This is a genomic window from Parabacteroides caecihominis (assembly GCF_023656785.1).
Lineage (GTDB): Bacteria > Bacteroidota > Bacteroidia > Bacteroidales > Tannerellaceae > Parabacteroides > Parabacteroides segnis.
This window is the reverse complement of sequence record NZ_JAMOKS010000031.1, coordinates 56090-72024: the sequence shown is the minus strand read 5'-3', so window position 1 is coordinate 72024 and position 15935 is coordinate 56090. Positions and strand designations below refer to the sequence as shown.

Below are 15935 nucleotides of genomic sequence, written 5' to 3'. Positions count from 1 at the left end.
TATGAAGATACGGGTTGGTTTCGGCTATGATGTGCATGCGTTTGTCGCTGACCGTGAGTTGTGGTTAGGAGGGATTCGAATCGAACATTCAATGGGGTTGCAAGGGCATAGCGATGCGGATGTGTTGATACATGCCATTTGTGATGCTTTACTGGGGGCTGCCAATATGCGCGATATCGGTTATCATTTTCCTGATACGGCTGAAGAGTATGAAGGCATTGACAGTAAAGTTTTACTATATGAAACAATGGAGTTGCTTCGTGATGCCGGCTATACGTTAGGTAATATAGATGCAACGATAGCAGCTGAAAAACCGAAATTGAATCCGCATATCCCGCTGATGAAACAGACATTGGCCGAAGTGATGGGAGTAGATGTAGAGGATATATCCATCAAAGCGACTACCACAGAAAAGCTGGGCTTCACCGGACGCCAGGAAGGAATTGCCGCTTATGCTACTGTCTTGATTCAGAAATGACAATGTCTTTATGATGAACTTCACAGGGGATGGTGAACCAGAAGGTGCTTCCTTTCCCCTCTTCCGATTCGACTCCGATCTCTCCGTTCAGACGTTTTACAATTGTCAGGCAGATAGATAATCCCAGTCCTGTACCTTGTATGAAATTGTCGAATTTGGCAAAACGTTCGAACACGTGCGGAAGGTTTTCTTTGGAAATACCTTTGCCGGTGTCGGAAACATAAAAACGCAGGCCGCCTTCTATTTCTTCATATCCCATTCTTATAGTTCCTCTGAAAGTGAATTTGCAGGCATTGGTCAGAAAATTGGTTATGACCTGTGTCAGGCGTGTCTTTTCCGAGTAGATAAAACAGGGATGTACGGGTGTTGAACATTCCAGTATTACTTCTTCTTTTGTCCGGCTTTTGAATGTCTGTGCCAGTGTGGTGAATAACGAAGAAACATTGATGTTGGAGAAGGTAAAATCCAATTGGCCGGCCTCTATCTTTGATAAATCCAGTATATCGTTGACCAGTTGGAGCAATAGCTCGTTATTAGTTTCGATGATATTACAGAATTCGGCAGTGTCTTCCGGACTTTCCGAATGGGCGATCAGGTTGGAGAAGCCGACGATGGCATTGAGCGGAGTGCGTATTTCGTGGCTCATGTTTGCCAGAAACGCAGATTTCAGCCGGTTAGCCTCTTCCGCTTTTTCCTTTTCGCGGCGTTCGTCTTCTTGTTTTAGCTTTTGGATATAAAGCCGGAAGCGCAGGACGGCAATTGTCGCCAGCAGGATAATGATTGCAAATGCACTGAACAGATGTATTTTATATTTCTGAAAGAATGTCGGTGGCTGCTGGTAATAAATGGCATTGGGTGGAAAGCGGGACGGTTCGATGCCGTGGTTGAGCAGATGCTGGTAATTGAGATAGGTGTGCGGCTCCCCTCCGATATGGGTTTGGATATCCCGGGCTGCGGTTCCTTGCCATATTAACCGGACGGTGGTAATAACAGATTCGCTGAAATCATTTTCCGAGATATAATGTCCCCCGGCAAAATTGCCGGTCTCGATGTTTAGGTCTGCCAGAAGATAGACCGGTGGCAGGGAAAAACTGTTGGTCATCTTTTGCACGTTATCGATCAGGTAATGATTCTCTTTGGAGTTCTTGAAGACAAACCAGGAGTAATAGATGATGCCTGCTTTCTGGTCATATATACTTAAGCTGTCCAGCAGATTTTCGGTAGAGAGGGCTGGAGTGGACAACACTTCCAGTTTTAACTCGGGATAATTTGCCTGTATTGTTTTTGAAAGCTCCTGCTTGGTATATAAACTGATGTAGCGGTTGTCGCAAATAAAGATTATTTTTTTCAGTTCAGGCTGTAGCTTCTTTATTGTTTCAATGGTCTCTTTTACAAAAAGGGGCTGGATTAGTCTGGTTGTATTGTATCCCTTTATCTCATCTTCCGTAAGAGCCATATGTTCGATAGTTTCCAGGTCTCTTTTCAGTAAATATTCTATTTTTATCGGGACCAGTTCCTGGGAATGGCAGATGATGGAAGGTACATTTTTCCATTCATTATCAAAAAGGGGACGGCAGAGCAACCAGGCCGGATCGCCTATGCAAACAACGACTTTGGGAGGGGTGGGGTATTTATTACGTAATATTTCCAGTTTCTCATTTACATCTGTCGTATCTTTTATAGCAGGGATAGATAACTCCTCGCCAAGCACTGTTATATGTTCCTGGGAAAAAGTCTTATTGATTGCTTCGTAAATACCTTGCGTCCATACTTCGTTAAAGTTGATGGAATGGATAACTAAAATATAATCGTCCTTATCGTCCGGCAGGGCATACATGGAACGATCAATCAGTAGTATAAGGGATAATATGAAAAAAAGTCTTTTCATACGAACTAGTGTGATAATTAAAATAGTTATGAAAATCAGTCTGTTTCAAGCAAAGATATGTATTATTCTCCGTTCTTTTGCTTATCCCGCTGTTAATTTGTAGTTTTGAACCAAATAAAATGTAATGAATTATGAAGAATAATGACTGGAAAGACCGTTTGGGGGTGATGTATTCCACCAATCCGGATTTTCAATATAATACAGGGGATGAGGTAGAAGAAGATACACTTCCCAAAGAGAAACAACAATTGCGTATCTCGCTGGACAAGCGGAACCGGGGTGGTAAAGCCGTTACATTGGTGACCGGATTCCGTGGTACGACAGAGGATATGGAGGCTTTAGGTAAATTCCTGAAGGTAAAATGCGGGGTAGGCGGTTCCGCTAAGGACGGAGAAATCATCGTACAGGGAGATTTGCGTCAGAAAGTACTTGAAATCCTTCAAAAGGAAGGCTATGTAAAGAGCCGGATTATTTGAGGAGATTCAATATTTGTCAGGTTTGAATGTAGTGTCGTTGGTCGGGGCGATTCGCGAACCGCCCTTACGGTGTCAATGTAAGCCTGTAAGGCTTTAACAAACCAGCCCAGGGTTCTAACCCTGGGTTTATGAAAACCCGCTCCTGTCTTTCCGCCCTGTAGGGGCGGGACAAGATAAATATCAACCCCTTTCAATCTTGTCGCACCCCTACAGGGTGCCTCAGAAAGAGAAGGATTCAAGGGGACCCAGGGTTAGAACCCTGGGCTAGTTTGTTACAGGCCTACAGCCTGAAGACACTGTCGCTAATTGGTTCAATTCAATAATTAGCAGATAGCTCAATTTTTTCTAATTTAAAACCTCTCATTAATAATTAAAACTATGCTGACTGTTTACAGAGCCTCGGCGGGAGCCGGAAAAACCCATAAGCTGACCGGTGAATATCTGACCTTGCTGTTTGGCGGGACGGGAGCTTATCGCCGTATCTTGGCGGTGACGTTTACCAATAAGGCTACCGATGAGATGAAAAGCCGTATTGTGGAGGAACTTTACAACCTCTCTTCCGGTCGTAAGTCTGATTATGTGGAATCTTTGCGGGCTACCTATGCGCTGACCGAAGAACAAGTCCGTAAACAGGCAAAAAAGATATTAACCGATATCCTGCACGATTATTCGGCATTCAATATCAGTACCATCGACCGTTTCTTCCAGCAGACTATGCGTGCTTTTACCCGTGAAATAGGTTTGCAGGGCGGCTATGGCATTGAAATGGACCAGGAGCTGGTGCTCACTTCAGCTGTCGATAACCTGCTGGCGGATCTTGAAAAGCCGGAAAGCAAGGAACTGTTAGGCTGGCTGCTTCGTTTCGCCGAAGATAAGATAGAGAATGGAGGCGAATGGAACCTCCGTAAAGATATCATGTCGTTGAGCCGTGAAGTTTTTAAGGAAAGCTACAAGGCTTCCAGTGAAGAAGTGGCTAAAGATATTGAGGATAAGGAAGCACTCGAAAACTATAAAAATGAATTGTTCGGTATTATCCGTTCGGTAGAAGCCGAAGCGAAACGATTGGGCGAGAGCGGTCTTGCTTTACTCAATAAGTATGCTATCCGTACAACCGATTTTAAGGGAGGAAGCCGTTCTCCGCTTACCCTGCTGGACCGTCTGGCGAAAGGCGAGATGAAAGAGCCGACAGCCACCTTCATCGGTTTAGCCGATAATCTGGAAGGCTGTTTTACCAAAACAACCCCGATAGGAATGCGTCAGGTCATCGGTTGTGTTTTTGAAGACGGGTTGAATGATTGTATCAAACGTATCATCGCCCTGTTCTCTAATCTGACCGCTTATAATACGGCCCGTGAAATCGTTCGTTATTATTATACGCTGGGTATCCTGACCGACGTTTCCCGCCAGATAGCCTCCTATCGGGAGGAAAAGAATGTCATGCTGATCGCCGATACGACCGAGCTGCTGAATAAAGTGATCGGAGGCAGCGATGCCCCGTTCATCTATGAAAAGACCGGTACGCACGTCGATCATTATATGATTGATGAATTTCAGGACACCAGCGGTATGCAATGGAACAACTTCCGTCCGCTGATCGAAGAAAGTCTGGCACACGACCGGGCCAATCTGATTGTGGGAGACGTAAAACAAAGTATCTACCGCTTCCGCAACTCCGACTGGAAATTGCTGGATGAACAGGTGCAAGCCGATTTCTCGCAGGAAGAAGTACGAGAAGAAACATTGAAGGAAAACTGGCGCAGTTGCCGGAATATCGTTGAATTTAATAATACGTTTTTTACCGCTATCCCCGGTGTCTTGCAAAGCGTATATAACGAAAGCCTGCTGACCTCTTCGCTGAGTGAAGAACAGCGTGCCGCCTATCTGACAAAGATCATGTCGGCTTATACGAAAAGTTATCAACAGGTTCCGCCACCGTTCAAACAGAAAGACGGCCATGTCAAAATAGAATTTCTTGCCGGTGATGAAGAGAAAGACTGGAAAGAAGAGGCCCTGGACCGTTTGCCCGGTGTGGTGGAACAATTACAGGATAACGGTTATGCCCTGAAGGATATCGCCATTTTGGTCCGTACCAATATGGAAGGGGCGATGGTGGCTGAAAAGCTGCTTTCCTATAAGGAGGCAAACCCTTCCGACCGTTATCATTACGACATAATCTCCGACGACGCCCTGTTTGTCAGCGGATCGCCGGCTGTTCGTTTTATGGTTGCCCTGTTACGGTATCTGAGAAATCCGGAAGATAAAATCAATGAACAGACAGCCTTGTACTCTTACCGGATTTTACAGGGAGCGACGAAAGACGAGAATCTTCCGGAAGCATATTCCGTAGCCGTTTCCGACCTGGCTTTTCCGCCGGAGATTGCATCGGAGTTGCAGGCACTTTCCCGCCAGTCACTGTATGAAATATCAGAAGGACTTTTCCGTCTTTTCTCCGGAGAATTTCAGAATAACGAACAGGTCTTCGTTCAGGCGTTTCTCGATATGGTATCGGAGTATACCCAAAAAGAAAGTGCCGATCTGACCCGCTTCCTGAAGTGGTGGGATGAGACGGGATACCGTAAAACAATCGCTACCCCGGATGCGCAGAATGCCATCCGTATCCTTACCGTCCATAAGTCGAAAGGACTCGGATTCAAGGTCGTCATTATCCCGTTCGGTGACTGGGAGATAGACCATAAGCCCAGCAAACCGGTTATCCTGTGGTGCAAGCCGGAAACCAAACCGTTCAACCGGCTGCATCTGGTTCCTGTCCGCTACAGCCAGTCGTTGGGGAATACCATTTTTGCGGAAGACTATTTCCGTGAGCGGTTGCATGCTTTTATTGATAATCTGAATACATTATATGTCGCTTTCACCCGCTCCAAAGATGAACTGATCGTCTTTGCTCCCCGTCCGAAAAAGATAAAGGAAGAGACCGGCGAAGTTGAAAAGATCTCTTCCATGGCCGATGCTTTATGGGCTGGCTTGTATCTGGAGGTGAAGGATACCCGGGAAGGAGACACGCTTGTTTCATTGCCTTCTTCTTTTGATACGAAAGAAGGGATCTTTGAACTGGGTAGTTGGTGGCATCCCGCAGCAGCAAAGCAGGATGGACACAGTCCCGAGGAGATCGCGATGGCTCGTATCAACTCTATTTCCCCCGACGACCGTTTACAGCTTCGTCTGCATGGCAAAGGCTTTTTCTTTGATAATGCCCGCCGTAAACACGGTGCCCTGATGCACGAGGTGCTCAGTCAGATACGGACACAAAAAGATATCCCCGCAGCCGTCGAAAGCTATCGTTTGGCCGGTGTCATCAATAAGGATGAAGCAGAGTCGTTGATTGTCCGGCTGGAAGAATTGCTGGAAATGCCGGAAGTGCATCCTTGGTATGACGGGACGGCCCGTGTGCTGAATGAAGTCGATATCCTTTTCGGAAAAGGACTGTCCAAACGTCCCGACCGGGTCATGATATCGGAAGATAAAGTCGTGGTGATCGACTATAAATTCGGTGAAATTCAGGATAAGAGATATCATAACCAGGTGAAGAATTATATGAAACTGATCCGGCAGATGGGATATGAAAAAGTAGAGGGTTACCTGTGGTATGTGGAACTGGGAACTATCGAATCTGTAGACAGTTGATGACTCCCGGTTGACAGTCCGGCTTCGCATCTGTCCGCAGTCAACTGATTTGTCATCTTATTTGTTTTGTTATTCCGTAAAAATGAATACTTTTGCAAATTGTAATAAAAACGCAGTTTAAGAAGAAGGATGAAAGTACATAAAGAAGGAACAGGCCTGCTACTTACGTTATTTACGGTTTTATTTGTCGTAAATGTCGCATTATACCATACCGTAGGTAAGGGAGTGCTGTTCTATTCTGTTGCGACAGTTTCGACTATTCTTTTCCTGCTGATCCTGAATTTCTTCCGCAGTCCGTTTCGTCGTTTCCCTTACGACTCTGAAGGTCTGGTGATTGCACCGGCCGACGGTACGATCGTAGCGATCGAGGAAGTGATGGAAAACGAGATCCTTCACCGGAAATGTTTGCAGATATCTATCTTTATGTCTGTGTTTAACGTACATGCCAACTGGTTTCCGGTAAACGGCACCGTGAAACATGTCTCTCATAATAACGGACGGTTCATGGCGGCCTATTTGCCGAAGAGCAGTACCGAGAACGAACGTTCGGCCGTTGTTATCACAACCAAGAATGGGGTGGATGTACTGGCACGCCAGATTGCGGGAGCACTTGCCCGGCGTATTGTTACGTATGCCAAGGTTGGAGAAAAATGTCACGTGGATGAACAGATGGGTTTTATCAAATTCGGGTCGCGTGTAGATGTTTATTTGCCGGTGGGAACCGAAGTCTTGATTGAGATGGATCAGAAGGTGACCGGTAACCAGACACCGATTGCACGGTTAAGCAAATGCCCGTGCGAATAGAATCCGGAAAATATACGAAATAATGAATATAAGAAAGCATATTCCCAATACAATCACTTGTTTGAGTCTTGTATCAGGATGCATCGCCACTGTGATGGCTTTGCAGGATAATTATTTGTGGGCTGCCATATGGATCATCATTGCTGCCGTGTTCGATTTTCTCGACGGCTTTGCCGCCCGTTTGCTGAAGGCTTATTCTCCGATGGGAAAAGAGTTGGACTCATTGTCGGATATGGTGAGTTTCGGAGTGGCACCCGGTATGATCGTATTCTCGATGTTGGGACAGGCAAGCCTCCCTTTAGGCGAGATAGGACGTTATATTCCTTATCTGGCTTTCGTGATTCCTGCTTTCTCCGGTTTGCGTCTTGCCAAATTCAATATTGATGAGCGGCAGACAACTTCATTTATCGGTATGCCGGTTCCGGCACATGCGTTATTCTGGGCTTCGGTCGGATATTCATTGTCCCCTTTGAGCCAGGCGAATAATGTCTTATTTATTGTGGTTACGCTGGTGGTGGCGTTGGCTACCTCCTTATTGCTTGTGTCTGAGATCCCTATGTTCTCGTTAAAGATCAAGTCGGTTGCATGGAAAGGTAATGAAAGACGCTATATATTAGTGGGTTGCGCAGTCCTGTTCGTTGCCTTTTTCGGTATGCTTGGTATAGCGGGAACAATTCTTCTCTATATCCTCTTGTCTATTTTTAACAAAAGACAATAAACAAGAGGTCTGGTCTATGTGTTTCTCTTATAAACCAACTAAGTAACGAATAATATTATGTTTAAGTTTTTGTTTGTAATGTTTTTCTTCTTCATCCTGTTAGTATTCCTGATGGGTTTCTCTATCCTGCGTACATTTAAGAATATGTTGTTTGGTAGCGGAAGCAGCAATGCAAAGAAAGGGGAACAGCGTCGTCAGACAAGTAGTTACTCCGGTGGACAACGTCAGTCGCATAATACCGCTGAGGAAGATTATGCGGCCGCCAATCGCAAGAAGATCTTTACTAAGGACGAAGGCGAATATGTCGATTTCGAAGAAGTAAAATAAGTATATACAATTTATTCAGGAACAGATTACACGGTTATGAAAGCCACGTAATTTGTGCCTGATTTGTTCTTATCTGCGTGATTTAAAGAATTTCTGCATCTCTTCCGCACACTCTTTCTCCATTACTCCCTTTTTTACTATCGCTTTGGGATGGAAAGCCTTCGGCGCATATTGCTGAAAGCCTCTTTTCTCGTCGCTTGCCCCATATACGATGGTGCTGAGTTGGGACCATCCGATGGCTCCGGCACACATGATACAGGGTTCTACCGTTACATAAAGACTGCAATTAGTCAGATACTTGGCACCCAGTACGCCTACGGCTGCCGTAATGGCCAACATCTCCGCATGGGCGGTCGGGTCGTTCAGCCGCTCCGTCTGATTATGGGCTCGGGCAATAATCTGATTGTTACATACAACAACGGCCCCTACGGGCACTTCTCCTTCGTCGGCGGCAGCACGTGCCTCCACCAACGCCTGTTTCATAAAATATTCGTCGTTAAATGGATTCATCTTCTCATTTCTGTTTCCTTGAAGAGGGTAGGATAATCCTCCTCCAGTGTCTTGAGTATATGTGAAAGGATTGTTTCCCGGTACCAACGGGATTTGTTTTCGATATTATATCTGGCAAGATAGCGGTCGACAGCCTTCTGCTCTTCATCGTTGAGCATAAAAGTAACCTTATGCACCCTCGGGCGATTGGGTTGGGGTGGTGAATATTTCCGTTTTAATGCCATATTGTGCAAATGTACAAGTGAAAGCCCAAATAAAAAAGAAAAACAGTATATTTGTGCAAATTAATAAGATGGCTGAACAAAACGATTTAGGCAGGGATGGTGAAGCAAGGGCACGCGATTATCTGATCCGTCAGGGCTACACGATTTTGCATACCAACTGGAGATGGCATCATTACGAACTGGATATTGTTGCCGTCAAGGAGAAGGAACTGGTTGTCGTAGAGGTGAAAACCCGCTCGGAAGATTATCTCCTTTCGCCCGAAGAAGCTGTCGATAATAAAAAGATCAGGCGTATTGTAGCGGCGGCAGATGCCTATGTCCGTTATTTTAACCTGGATTTGCCGGTCCGTTTCGACATCATCACCCTGGTAAAAGGGAAAGATGGTTTTCGGATCGAGCATATTGACGATGCTTTCTACGCCCCGTCCCGATAAAATAGAAAACAGAGAAAACGTATGAATATAGAAGAAGCCCGTGAATATTGTTTGTCGTTGAAAAACGCTACCGAGTGTTTTCCTTTCGATGATGTCTCGCTCGTCTTTAAAGTGGAGAACAAGATGTATGCCCTTTTGCCCCTGGACGCAGAGGAGCCGTATATAGCCTTGAAATGTAATCCCGATTATACGGAAGAATTGCGCGACCGTTATGTAGCAGTCGAGGGAGCTTATCATTTTAATAAGAAATACTGGAACGGGGTTTATCTGGAACGCGACATGTCCGACGACGATATCCGCCACTGGATTCGCCATTCCTATCGTGAGGTAATAGCCAAACTACCGAAGAAAATAAGAGAAGCATACGATGAATGAAGAAAATGAACAGCCGCGGATTATCCGGCTCGAAGAAACAACCTCTACAAATAATTATCTCCGTGGACTGGTAGGGAAAGAGTCCTTACCGGAAGGAAGCATCGTTGTTACAGAATATCAGACAGCCGGACGGGGTCAGGTCGGTAACACCTGGGAGTCGGAACCGGGAAAGAATCTGATGTTCAGCGTTATCCTGTATCCGGATTTTCTTCCGGCTAACCGTCAGTTCCTGATCTCTCAGATAGCCGCACTGAGCGTAAAGGAAACGCTTGATGCTTATGTGGACGGTATAACGGTGAAGTGGCCGAACGACATTTACTGGCATGACCAAAAGATATGCGGCATGCTGATCGAGAACGACCTGACCGGGCATTCCCTGTATTGTTCCGTGATAGGCATCGGTATTAATATAAACCAGCGGGAATTTCTGAGTGATGCTTTGAACCCTGTTTCACTGGTACAGATAACGGGCCGGGAATATGACCGGGAGGAAATCCTGAACAGTTTCCTGAAACGTCTTTACGACCGCTACCTCGGTCTGCTCCAGGAAAAGGAGGAAGAGATTCGGAGTGCTTATATGGCAGCCTTGTATCGCGGTAACGGTTTCCATCCTTATCAAGATGAACAAGGCGTCTTCCAGGCTTGTATCCAGGGAATAGAACCCACAGGACACCTGATTCTGAAAACGGATAACGGAGAAGTGAGGCGCTATGCATTCAAGGAAGTGTCGGTGGTAAACACTTAAAAATAGCACTTTGGGGGCACTTCTCTAAATAACATAGTATTAATCTAATATCAGAAATAACAATGAAGCAGTTATCTAATAACAAATGTATTCTCTTCCTTTTTGCATTATTCTTTATTTCCGGTCTGAATGCTCAGACTTCAAGTACCTATGAACGTGACTGGCGCACCGACCGTCAAAAGATAAAGATCATCTCCTACAACATCATGGATGGTTTCAGCAACGGTTCGGATAAGGATCGTATCGCCCGTTTTACCGTCTGGGTCAAAGAACAATCCCCCGATGTACTGGCCTTGAACGAACTTTGTGGCTTCACCGAGGCGAAACTGAAAGAACTGGCAGCTTCTTATGGTCACCCTTATGCCGCTATTGTAAAGGAAAACGGTTATCCGGTCGGGCTCACTTCGAAAACGCCTATCAAGGTTGTCGACAGAAAGATTGACGGTTACGGCCATGGCCTGTTACATTGCAAAGTCCTGAATATGGATTTCCTGGTGACGCATTTGAATCCTCATGATCGGTTAAAACGCAAAAAGGAAGCCGATAATATTATCGATTACATCAATAAAAATCAGTTAACCAATTGCCTGTTGATGGGTGATATGAATGCCCATTCTCCTTTCGATGCCTCATGGACGGATGAACATCTGGAGAATTATGCTGTGATTTCTACTTTTATGGCAGCTTCGTTGCATGACATTTGTTATATGTTCACTCCTGATAACCAACGTTATTCTTACCCTACCCGTATATTAACCAGTTCACCGAAAGGAGAGGCGCTGCGCCGTCAGCAGGAGCGAATCGATTTCATATTTGTAACCGACAACCTGCGTCCTGATTGCGTAGATGCACAGATTTATAATGGTCCGGACAACGATTATCTTTCCGATCATTACCCGATAGGGATCAGTATGTTCATTCCTAAAGAGTAGTTACAAATAAAGTTTCCGGAAATGTGGCGTCACTGGCTATATTACGGATGCTTATGTCATTATAAAAGAGTAAATTATGATGGTGATGCTGAGGTGTTATTCAGCGTCACCATTGTTATCTTATAGCGTCGCTTATCGTTCCTTTGAAGCTTAAACTCCCACACTACTATGTTTAAGGATGTAGTATAGTATAATTAAGTCCTTTTTATACTTATCTTAAATATGAAACTTATACTTTACTAAAAAGAAAGGTATGCCTTACATATATGTAGACATAATATTACATTTATGTATTCATATGGTTTCATATTTAAAAGTAGTAAAGAAGATGGTTAAAGTCTACTACAATAGGGCTTAGTTCTTATAGTATAATGGGTTAACTGTTGTAGGCCGGTATAAAGACGATAGACTAGAGAGTAGCTTTATTTTTGCTATGTAAAAATAGGTGATGCCGGATAATATTTCAGCGTCACTTGTAATATATTGATATATAGTGTTATATTACCTTTCTCTTTGTTTTGACACTGAATCGGTGAAAACTATATATTAATGTACATGTGTACATTAATATAATATACTTTCTTTATGAAAGAAATATAATATACATATGGCTCAGCTGTTGAAATATAAGAATTATATATAAAATAAGTAGTGACTAAAAAAAACGATCCTTTAAATACGTCAACAAAATTAATTATAACTTTTGAAACCACAACTCTTTTCCAAATAAATTTTGCATGAGTATCTCCTTTCTTATCAAGAGAATAACAAAGTATGTACAAAATTAATGCTTTCGATTACGAATATCAAATAGTCTATAAATACTGGCGAGATTAAAGGATCGTTTTTTCTAGTCATTATACTTTGGCTAAGAACGTAAAAGGTTGGATAAGAACTATTTCATTAACATTATTATTAATATTAAAATTTAGATTATGAACAAAAAGTTTTCTACTTTGGCGATTGCTTGTATGGCTTCGACTTTGTTCTCTTCTACTCAGGCTGCAACAATCAGCCAAGGTACAAGGGATGTTACGAAGATTGAAACTAACAAGTTTTATCAATTAGGTGACGCTACTGCAGGCAAAGTACTTGTTATGGTACCGGATGGTAATGGTTACACTCTGAAACTGAAAGATGTTACTGCTGTAACAGATGTAAACTTAACACTGTGGTCTATTCAGTATTCTTACAGCAACAATGCTACCGGCCCTGATTTTACATTTGTAAATAAAGGAACAGGTATACCTTTGATGGTTAATCCTGGCGATGCTCCTTTGTATGATGCAACTAAAACTTATGCAGCTGCAGATGGTTCTGTAAAAATGAATGGAGCAGCTTCTTCCTGGAAATGGAAAAGTTCAACAGAAACTCAGTCTTCTCCGTTCGGAACAAGCGGTTTAATTTCTTATTTTGCAAAAGACTCTGTTGTTACTTTGGTAACAGGTGCAACTGCTACTCCTAATGCAACAGGCAATGGTTATACTAGTTCAGAAGATGTTTATTTGGTAAAAGCTCATGCCAGCAGAGATAAATGGGAAGGTCGTCATTTGAGACTGGCTCCTATTACTGCAGGTGCTGTAACTCTGAGTGCAAAAGACTTGAATACCAAATTAGCTACCGATCCGGAAGGAGATTCTTTCAAGTTAGGATCAACTCCGGAACTGAAAAAAGGAGTAAATAGCACATTAGGTAATCAATTTACAGATAATACTTTCCGTGCATGGGATATTCAGGCTGCTGCTACAGATGAAGATAATTTCAAGATGTATGTAGAGAATGGTAATTTTAATGTATCTGAGGGGGGACTTTTGTTACAGGTTATTGATGATGCCAATGATGCAGATCCTTATAAAGATACTTATCTGTTGGCAGATACTTTTTATATCGATGGTTTGTCTGTAAACAATCAGGATTTTGTTAAGTTTGGAACAGATAAGATGGTCACTGATACATGGCAGGGTAATAAATATATAAAGAATGTTCAACCTGGTCGTCTGGCCGCATCTTCCAAATTTAAATTTACTTATTATCCGACACAAGATAGTATTGCTATTGAAGTATTAGGTTATAACAAGAAAAATGGTTCAACAGGTGCTACAGCAACAACTGTAAACGGCAAGGCTACTCTTTGGGATCAGTCACAATCTGATAAAACTGTTATCTTGAATAAATTAACAGCTTCTAATGAGATAACTTTGGGTACATCTCCTGCAAATGTTCGTTTCTTCTTGGGTGAAGGTACAACAAACCGTACATCAGAAAATAACGGTGTTTATGTAATCAAGAATGATAAAGACCAGTATTTGGCTGTTCCTATCTATAATACGAAGAAAGATAATGGAGTAAATGCTTGGACTAATGCTCCGAAATGGGTTACTGTAAAAGCTTCTGAGCAGGAAGTGATGAACATGCCGGCTTACCAGTGGGTTATCTTAAAAGATCATGAAGAAACTTCGGAAATTGCCGAGCTGTCAACTGTAACACTTATTAACCGTGAATTTGCCGGTGTAAAACAAAGCATTCAGTTACGTCAGGAAGAAGGCGGTGCTTACAAATTTGTTGCAGGTGGTCTGCATAATATTGACTCCCTGGATATCAAGCCTGTAACAGCTGCTGCATTAGGTAATGAAAAATTAGGTTATTTGAACTTGGATAACAAGGTGTTGAAGGTAATGTCTTACAAGTTCAATTATCTGCATTCATATGCTGATGATAAATTCATCGGTATGAACGGGGACTCTATCCTGTATGTGAAAGATGCTGAATTGTCATTCTTTATGGATAAAGAAACGACTGAAGTTCCTTATGGTATTACCGTAGATAATGCATTGAAAGCTAAAATTTCAGGTTTGAAACAGTTGAAACGTGTTATGTACACTCCGTATGTGAAGACTTCTAAGGGTAATCTTTATATTACATTAGATAGCGAGGGTAGATACAAAATGACTTCTGATGAAGCTAAAGCTAAGAAGTTCTATCTGAAAGAAAATAATTTCTATAAAGCTGAATCTGTAGAAGCAGCTCGTCCTTACTATGCATTCATCAATGTCGCAGCAACTGATTCAACGAAAATTGGTTCGGCTGACGAAGATCTGAGCGTAATCTTGAAAGATAATGTGCTGGAAGAAACAAGAACTTCTGCATTTGCAATTGTAGAAAATAACGCTCCTCTGTATCGTCGTTTCAATACTGCATTAGATGGTGCTGTAGAAGGCCAGGAAGATGCAGCTAAGCTTCTGAAGTTCAAAGAATATTATCGTGGTGAATATCTGATGGATGAAAACAATGAGAAATTCAAGAATGAAGGAGTTTGCTATTTGGGTATCGAAAGAGAAGATAAAGTTAATCCGAAAGCAGGTTTGTCATTTGTGGTTGATACAGCGACAATTGAAAATGCTCCTAATGGAAAGATCAAACCGCAGTATTTCATCTATGTGAGTCAGAGTGAAAAGATTGCAGAACCGGCTAAACCTTGTGAACTGGATCACGAACACCTGAACGGTATTACAGAATGGACTTGTCCTCACGCTATTCCTGCAAAACCAGGCTTTACAAGAGCTAAATATCTGGTAAGTTTCGCTGATTCTCTGAAGGCTAAAGATGCAGATAAGTTGTATCAGTTTGGTGACTATACTCGTGTCGGTTTTGTGGATGCTATGCATATTGGTGATAGCTTGTATGTTTTGACAAATGGTTTCGAAGAACTGGCTAATGCTGATTTGGATACGGCAAAAATTAAGGCTGCTTACAAAGCTGCTAAAATAGACGCTGACTATATCATTGATTTGAAATCTGAATTGAAGAAGGATGCTCACAAGAATTATACTTGGTCATTCCGCTATATCAATCCGGATAAGGCAGCTACTGCAACAGTAGAAAACTTGGATGTTGCATTCCTGATTGAATCAGACAAGGAAGCAAGCGATTTGGATGTTGCTCCTATTAATGGTGCTTGGTTGAAGAGCCAGAACGGTTGTTTGGTTCTGTCGGATTCAAAATCATCTACATTTGAAAATGCAAGAACCGGTGGTGATAATGCATTGGTATTCAATGTCGAGATAGGTTCAGAGGATGATATGGCAACGGATAACGAAACAATTGCTACATCAACAGTATCAGTAGTTGCAACTAACGGTGCCGTAATCATCAAGGGTGCTGAAGGTAAGAAAGTTGTTATCAGCAACGTTCTTGGACAGACTATTGCTAATACGGTAATCACTTCCAGTGAGGCTACTATCGCTGCTCCGGCAGGTTATGTGACTGTGGCTGTTGAAGGCGAAGCTGCTGTAAAAGCAATCGTAAAATAATAGATAATTCTAAAATTACCACCATGCGGTCGGGTAGAGACACTGTATGCAATGTCTCTACTACCTGCCAAT

At 42.9% G+C, this 15935-nt stretch carries 14 protein-coding genes; 11 read left to right on the top strand and 3 right to left on the bottom strand.

Annotated features, from left to right (window positions below; all coding sequences use genetic code 11):
* Position 1: 1 nt before the first annotated feature.
* Positions 2–478, top strand: a complete 477-nt coding sequence (ispF, locus tag NBH14_RS21620; RefSeq protein WP_186961075.1) for a 2-C-methyl-D-erythritol 2,4-cyclodiphosphate synthase — start codon at positions 2–4, stop codon at positions 476–478.
* On the opposite strand, the gene NBH14_RS21615 is transcribed toward ispF, so the two are convergent.
* Positions 456–2366: a sensor histidine kinase gene (locus NBH14_RS21615; RefSeq protein WP_186961076.1), complete on the bottom strand. Its 1911-nt coding sequence runs from the start codon at positions 2364–2366 to the stop codon at positions 456–458. The two genes, ispF and NBH14_RS21615, sit on opposite strands and share 23 nt — an antisense overlap.
* A 131-nt stretch (positions 2367–2497) precedes the next feature.
* Between NBH14_RS21615 and NBH14_RS21610 the strand changes: the two genes are divergently transcribed.
* From NBH14_RS21610 to NBH14_RS21590, 5 genes are all read left to right on the top strand, one after another.
* The gene (locus tag NBH14_RS21610; RefSeq protein WP_046146108.1) at positions 2498–2842 is read left to right on the top strand and encodes a translation initiation factor; all 345 of its coding nucleotides are present in this window, start codon (positions 2498–2500) and stop codon (positions 2840–2842) included.
* A gap of 378 nt (positions 2843–3220) precedes the next feature.
* The gene (locus tag NBH14_RS21605; RefSeq protein WP_186961077.1) at positions 3221–6484 is read left to right on the top strand and encodes a UvrD-helicase domain-containing protein; all 3264 of its coding nucleotides are present in this window, start codon (positions 3221–3223) and stop codon (positions 6482–6484) included.
* A 129-nt stretch (positions 6485–6613) separates the two neighbouring features.
* A complete protein-coding gene (locus tag NBH14_RS21600; RefSeq protein ID WP_009859954.1) occupies positions 6614–7288 on the top strand; it encodes a phosphatidylserine decarboxylase family protein in 675 nt (224 codons plus the stop codon).
* A 22-nt stretch (positions 7289–7310) separates the two neighbouring features.
* Positions 7311–8006 (top strand): CDP-diacylglycerol--serine O-phosphatidyltransferase, encoded by a 696-nt coding sequence (pssA, locus tag NBH14_RS21595; protein ID WP_009859953.1) that lies wholly within the window; start codon positions 7311–7313, stop codon positions 8004–8006.
* A 57-nt stretch (positions 8007–8063) separates the two neighbouring features.
* Positions 8064–8333 (top strand): DUF4834 family protein, encoded by a 270-nt coding sequence (locus tag NBH14_RS21590; RefSeq protein WP_009859952.1) that lies wholly within the window; start codon positions 8064–8066, stop codon positions 8331–8333.
* A gap of 69 nt (positions 8334–8402) precedes the next feature.
* Here the strand turns inward: NBH14_RS21590 and NBH14_RS21585 are convergent, their stop codons facing one another.
* Positions 8403–8843, bottom strand: a complete 441-nt coding sequence (locus tag NBH14_RS21585) for a nucleoside deaminase (RefSeq protein WP_044215086.1) — start codon at positions 8841–8843, stop codon at positions 8403–8405.
* Complete coding sequence (locus tag NBH14_RS21580; protein ID WP_009859950.1) at positions 8840–9067, bottom strand: hypothetical protein; 228 nt, start codon at positions 9065–9067, stop codon at positions 8840–8842. The genes NBH14_RS21585 and NBH14_RS21580 overlap by 4 nt, the downstream gene beginning before the upstream one ends.
* Positions 9068–9135: 68 nt before the next feature.
* Here NBH14_RS21580 and NBH14_RS21575 point away from each other — a divergent pair, with 68 nt between their 5' ends.
* The 5 genes from NBH14_RS21575 to NBH14_RS21555 all read left to right on the top strand — a co-directional run bounded on the left by NBH14_RS21575 (position 9136) and on the right by NBH14_RS21555 (position 15863).
* Complete coding sequence (locus NBH14_RS21575; RefSeq protein WP_186961078.1) at positions 9136–9501, top strand: YraN family protein; 366 nt, start codon at positions 9136–9138, stop codon at positions 9499–9501.
* Positions 9502–9522: 21 nt separating this feature from the next.
* Complete coding sequence (locus NBH14_RS21570; protein ID WP_186961079.1) at positions 9523–9876, top strand: MmcQ/YjbR family DNA-binding protein; 354 nt, start codon at positions 9523–9525, stop codon at positions 9874–9876.
* On the top strand, positions 9869–10621 hold the full coding sequence (locus NBH14_RS21565; protein ID WP_186961080.1) for a biotin--[acetyl-CoA-carboxylase] ligase: 753 nt from the start codon (positions 9869–9871) through the stop codon (positions 10619–10621). The genes NBH14_RS21570 and NBH14_RS21565 overlap by 8 nt, the downstream gene beginning before the upstream one ends.
* Positions 10622–10683: 62 nt before the next feature.
* Complete coding sequence (locus tag NBH14_RS21560) at positions 10684–11553, top strand: endonuclease/exonuclease/phosphatase family protein (protein ID WP_186961081.1); 870 nt, start codon at positions 10684–10686, stop codon at positions 11551–11553.
* Between the two features lie 935 nt (positions 11554–12488).
* Complete coding sequence (locus tag NBH14_RS21555) at positions 12489–15863, top strand: DUF6383 domain-containing protein (RefSeq protein WP_250817751.1); 3375 nt, start codon at positions 12489–12491, stop codon at positions 15861–15863.
* Positions 15864–15935 lie beyond the last annotated feature (72 nt).

Excerpts from the sequence above, each read along its gene's own strand:
- ispF (WP_186961075.1), top strand. The coding sequence starts at position 2 with ATGAAGATACGGGTTGGTTTCGGCTATGATGTGCATGCGTTTGTCGCT.
- NBH14_RS21615 (WP_186961076.1), bottom strand. The coding sequence starts at position 2,366 with ATGAAAAGACTTTTTTTCATATTATCCCTTATACTACTGATTGATCGT.
- NBH14_RS21610 (WP_046146108.1), top strand. The coding sequence starts at position 2,498 with ATGAAGAATAATGACTGGAAAGACCGTTTGGGGGTGATGTATTCCACC.
- NBH14_RS21605 (WP_186961077.1), top strand. The coding sequence starts at position 3,221 with ATGCTGACTGTTTACAGAGCCTCGGCGGGAGCCGGAAAAACCCATAAG.
- NBH14_RS21600 (WP_009859954.1), top strand. The coding sequence starts at position 6,614 with ATGAAAGTACATAAAGAAGGAACAGGCCTGCTACTTACGTTATTTACG.
- pssA (WP_009859953.1), top strand. The coding sequence starts at position 7,311 with ATGAATATAAGAAAGCATATTCCCAATACAATCACTTGTTTGAGTCTT.
- NBH14_RS21590 (WP_009859952.1), top strand. The coding sequence starts at position 8,064 with ATGTTTAAGTTTTTGTTTGTAATGTTTTTCTTCTTCATCCTGTTAGTA.
- NBH14_RS21585 (WP_044215086.1), bottom strand. The coding sequence starts at position 8,843 with ATGAATCCATTTAACGACGAATATTTTATGAAACAGGCGTTGGTGGAG.
- NBH14_RS21580 (WP_009859950.1), bottom strand. The coding sequence starts at position 9,067 with ATGGCATTAAAACGGAAATATTCACCACCCCAACCCAATCGCCCGAGG.
- NBH14_RS21575 (WP_186961078.1), top strand. The coding sequence starts at position 9,136 with ATGGCTGAACAAAACGATTTAGGCAGGGATGGTGAAGCAAGGGCACGC.
- NBH14_RS21570 (WP_186961079.1), top strand. The coding sequence starts at position 9,523 with ATGAATATAGAAGAAGCCCGTGAATATTGTTTGTCGTTGAAAAACGCT.
- NBH14_RS21565 (WP_186961080.1), top strand. The coding sequence starts at position 9,869 with ATGAATGAAGAAAATGAACAGCCGCGGATTATCCGGCTCGAAGAAACA.
- NBH14_RS21560 (WP_186961081.1), top strand. The coding sequence starts at position 10,684 with ATGAAGCAGTTATCTAATAACAAATGTATTCTCTTCCTTTTTGCATTA.
- NBH14_RS21555 (WP_250817751.1), top strand. The coding sequence starts at position 12,489 with ATGAACAAAAAGTTTTCTACTTTGGCGATTGCTTGTATGGCTTCGACT.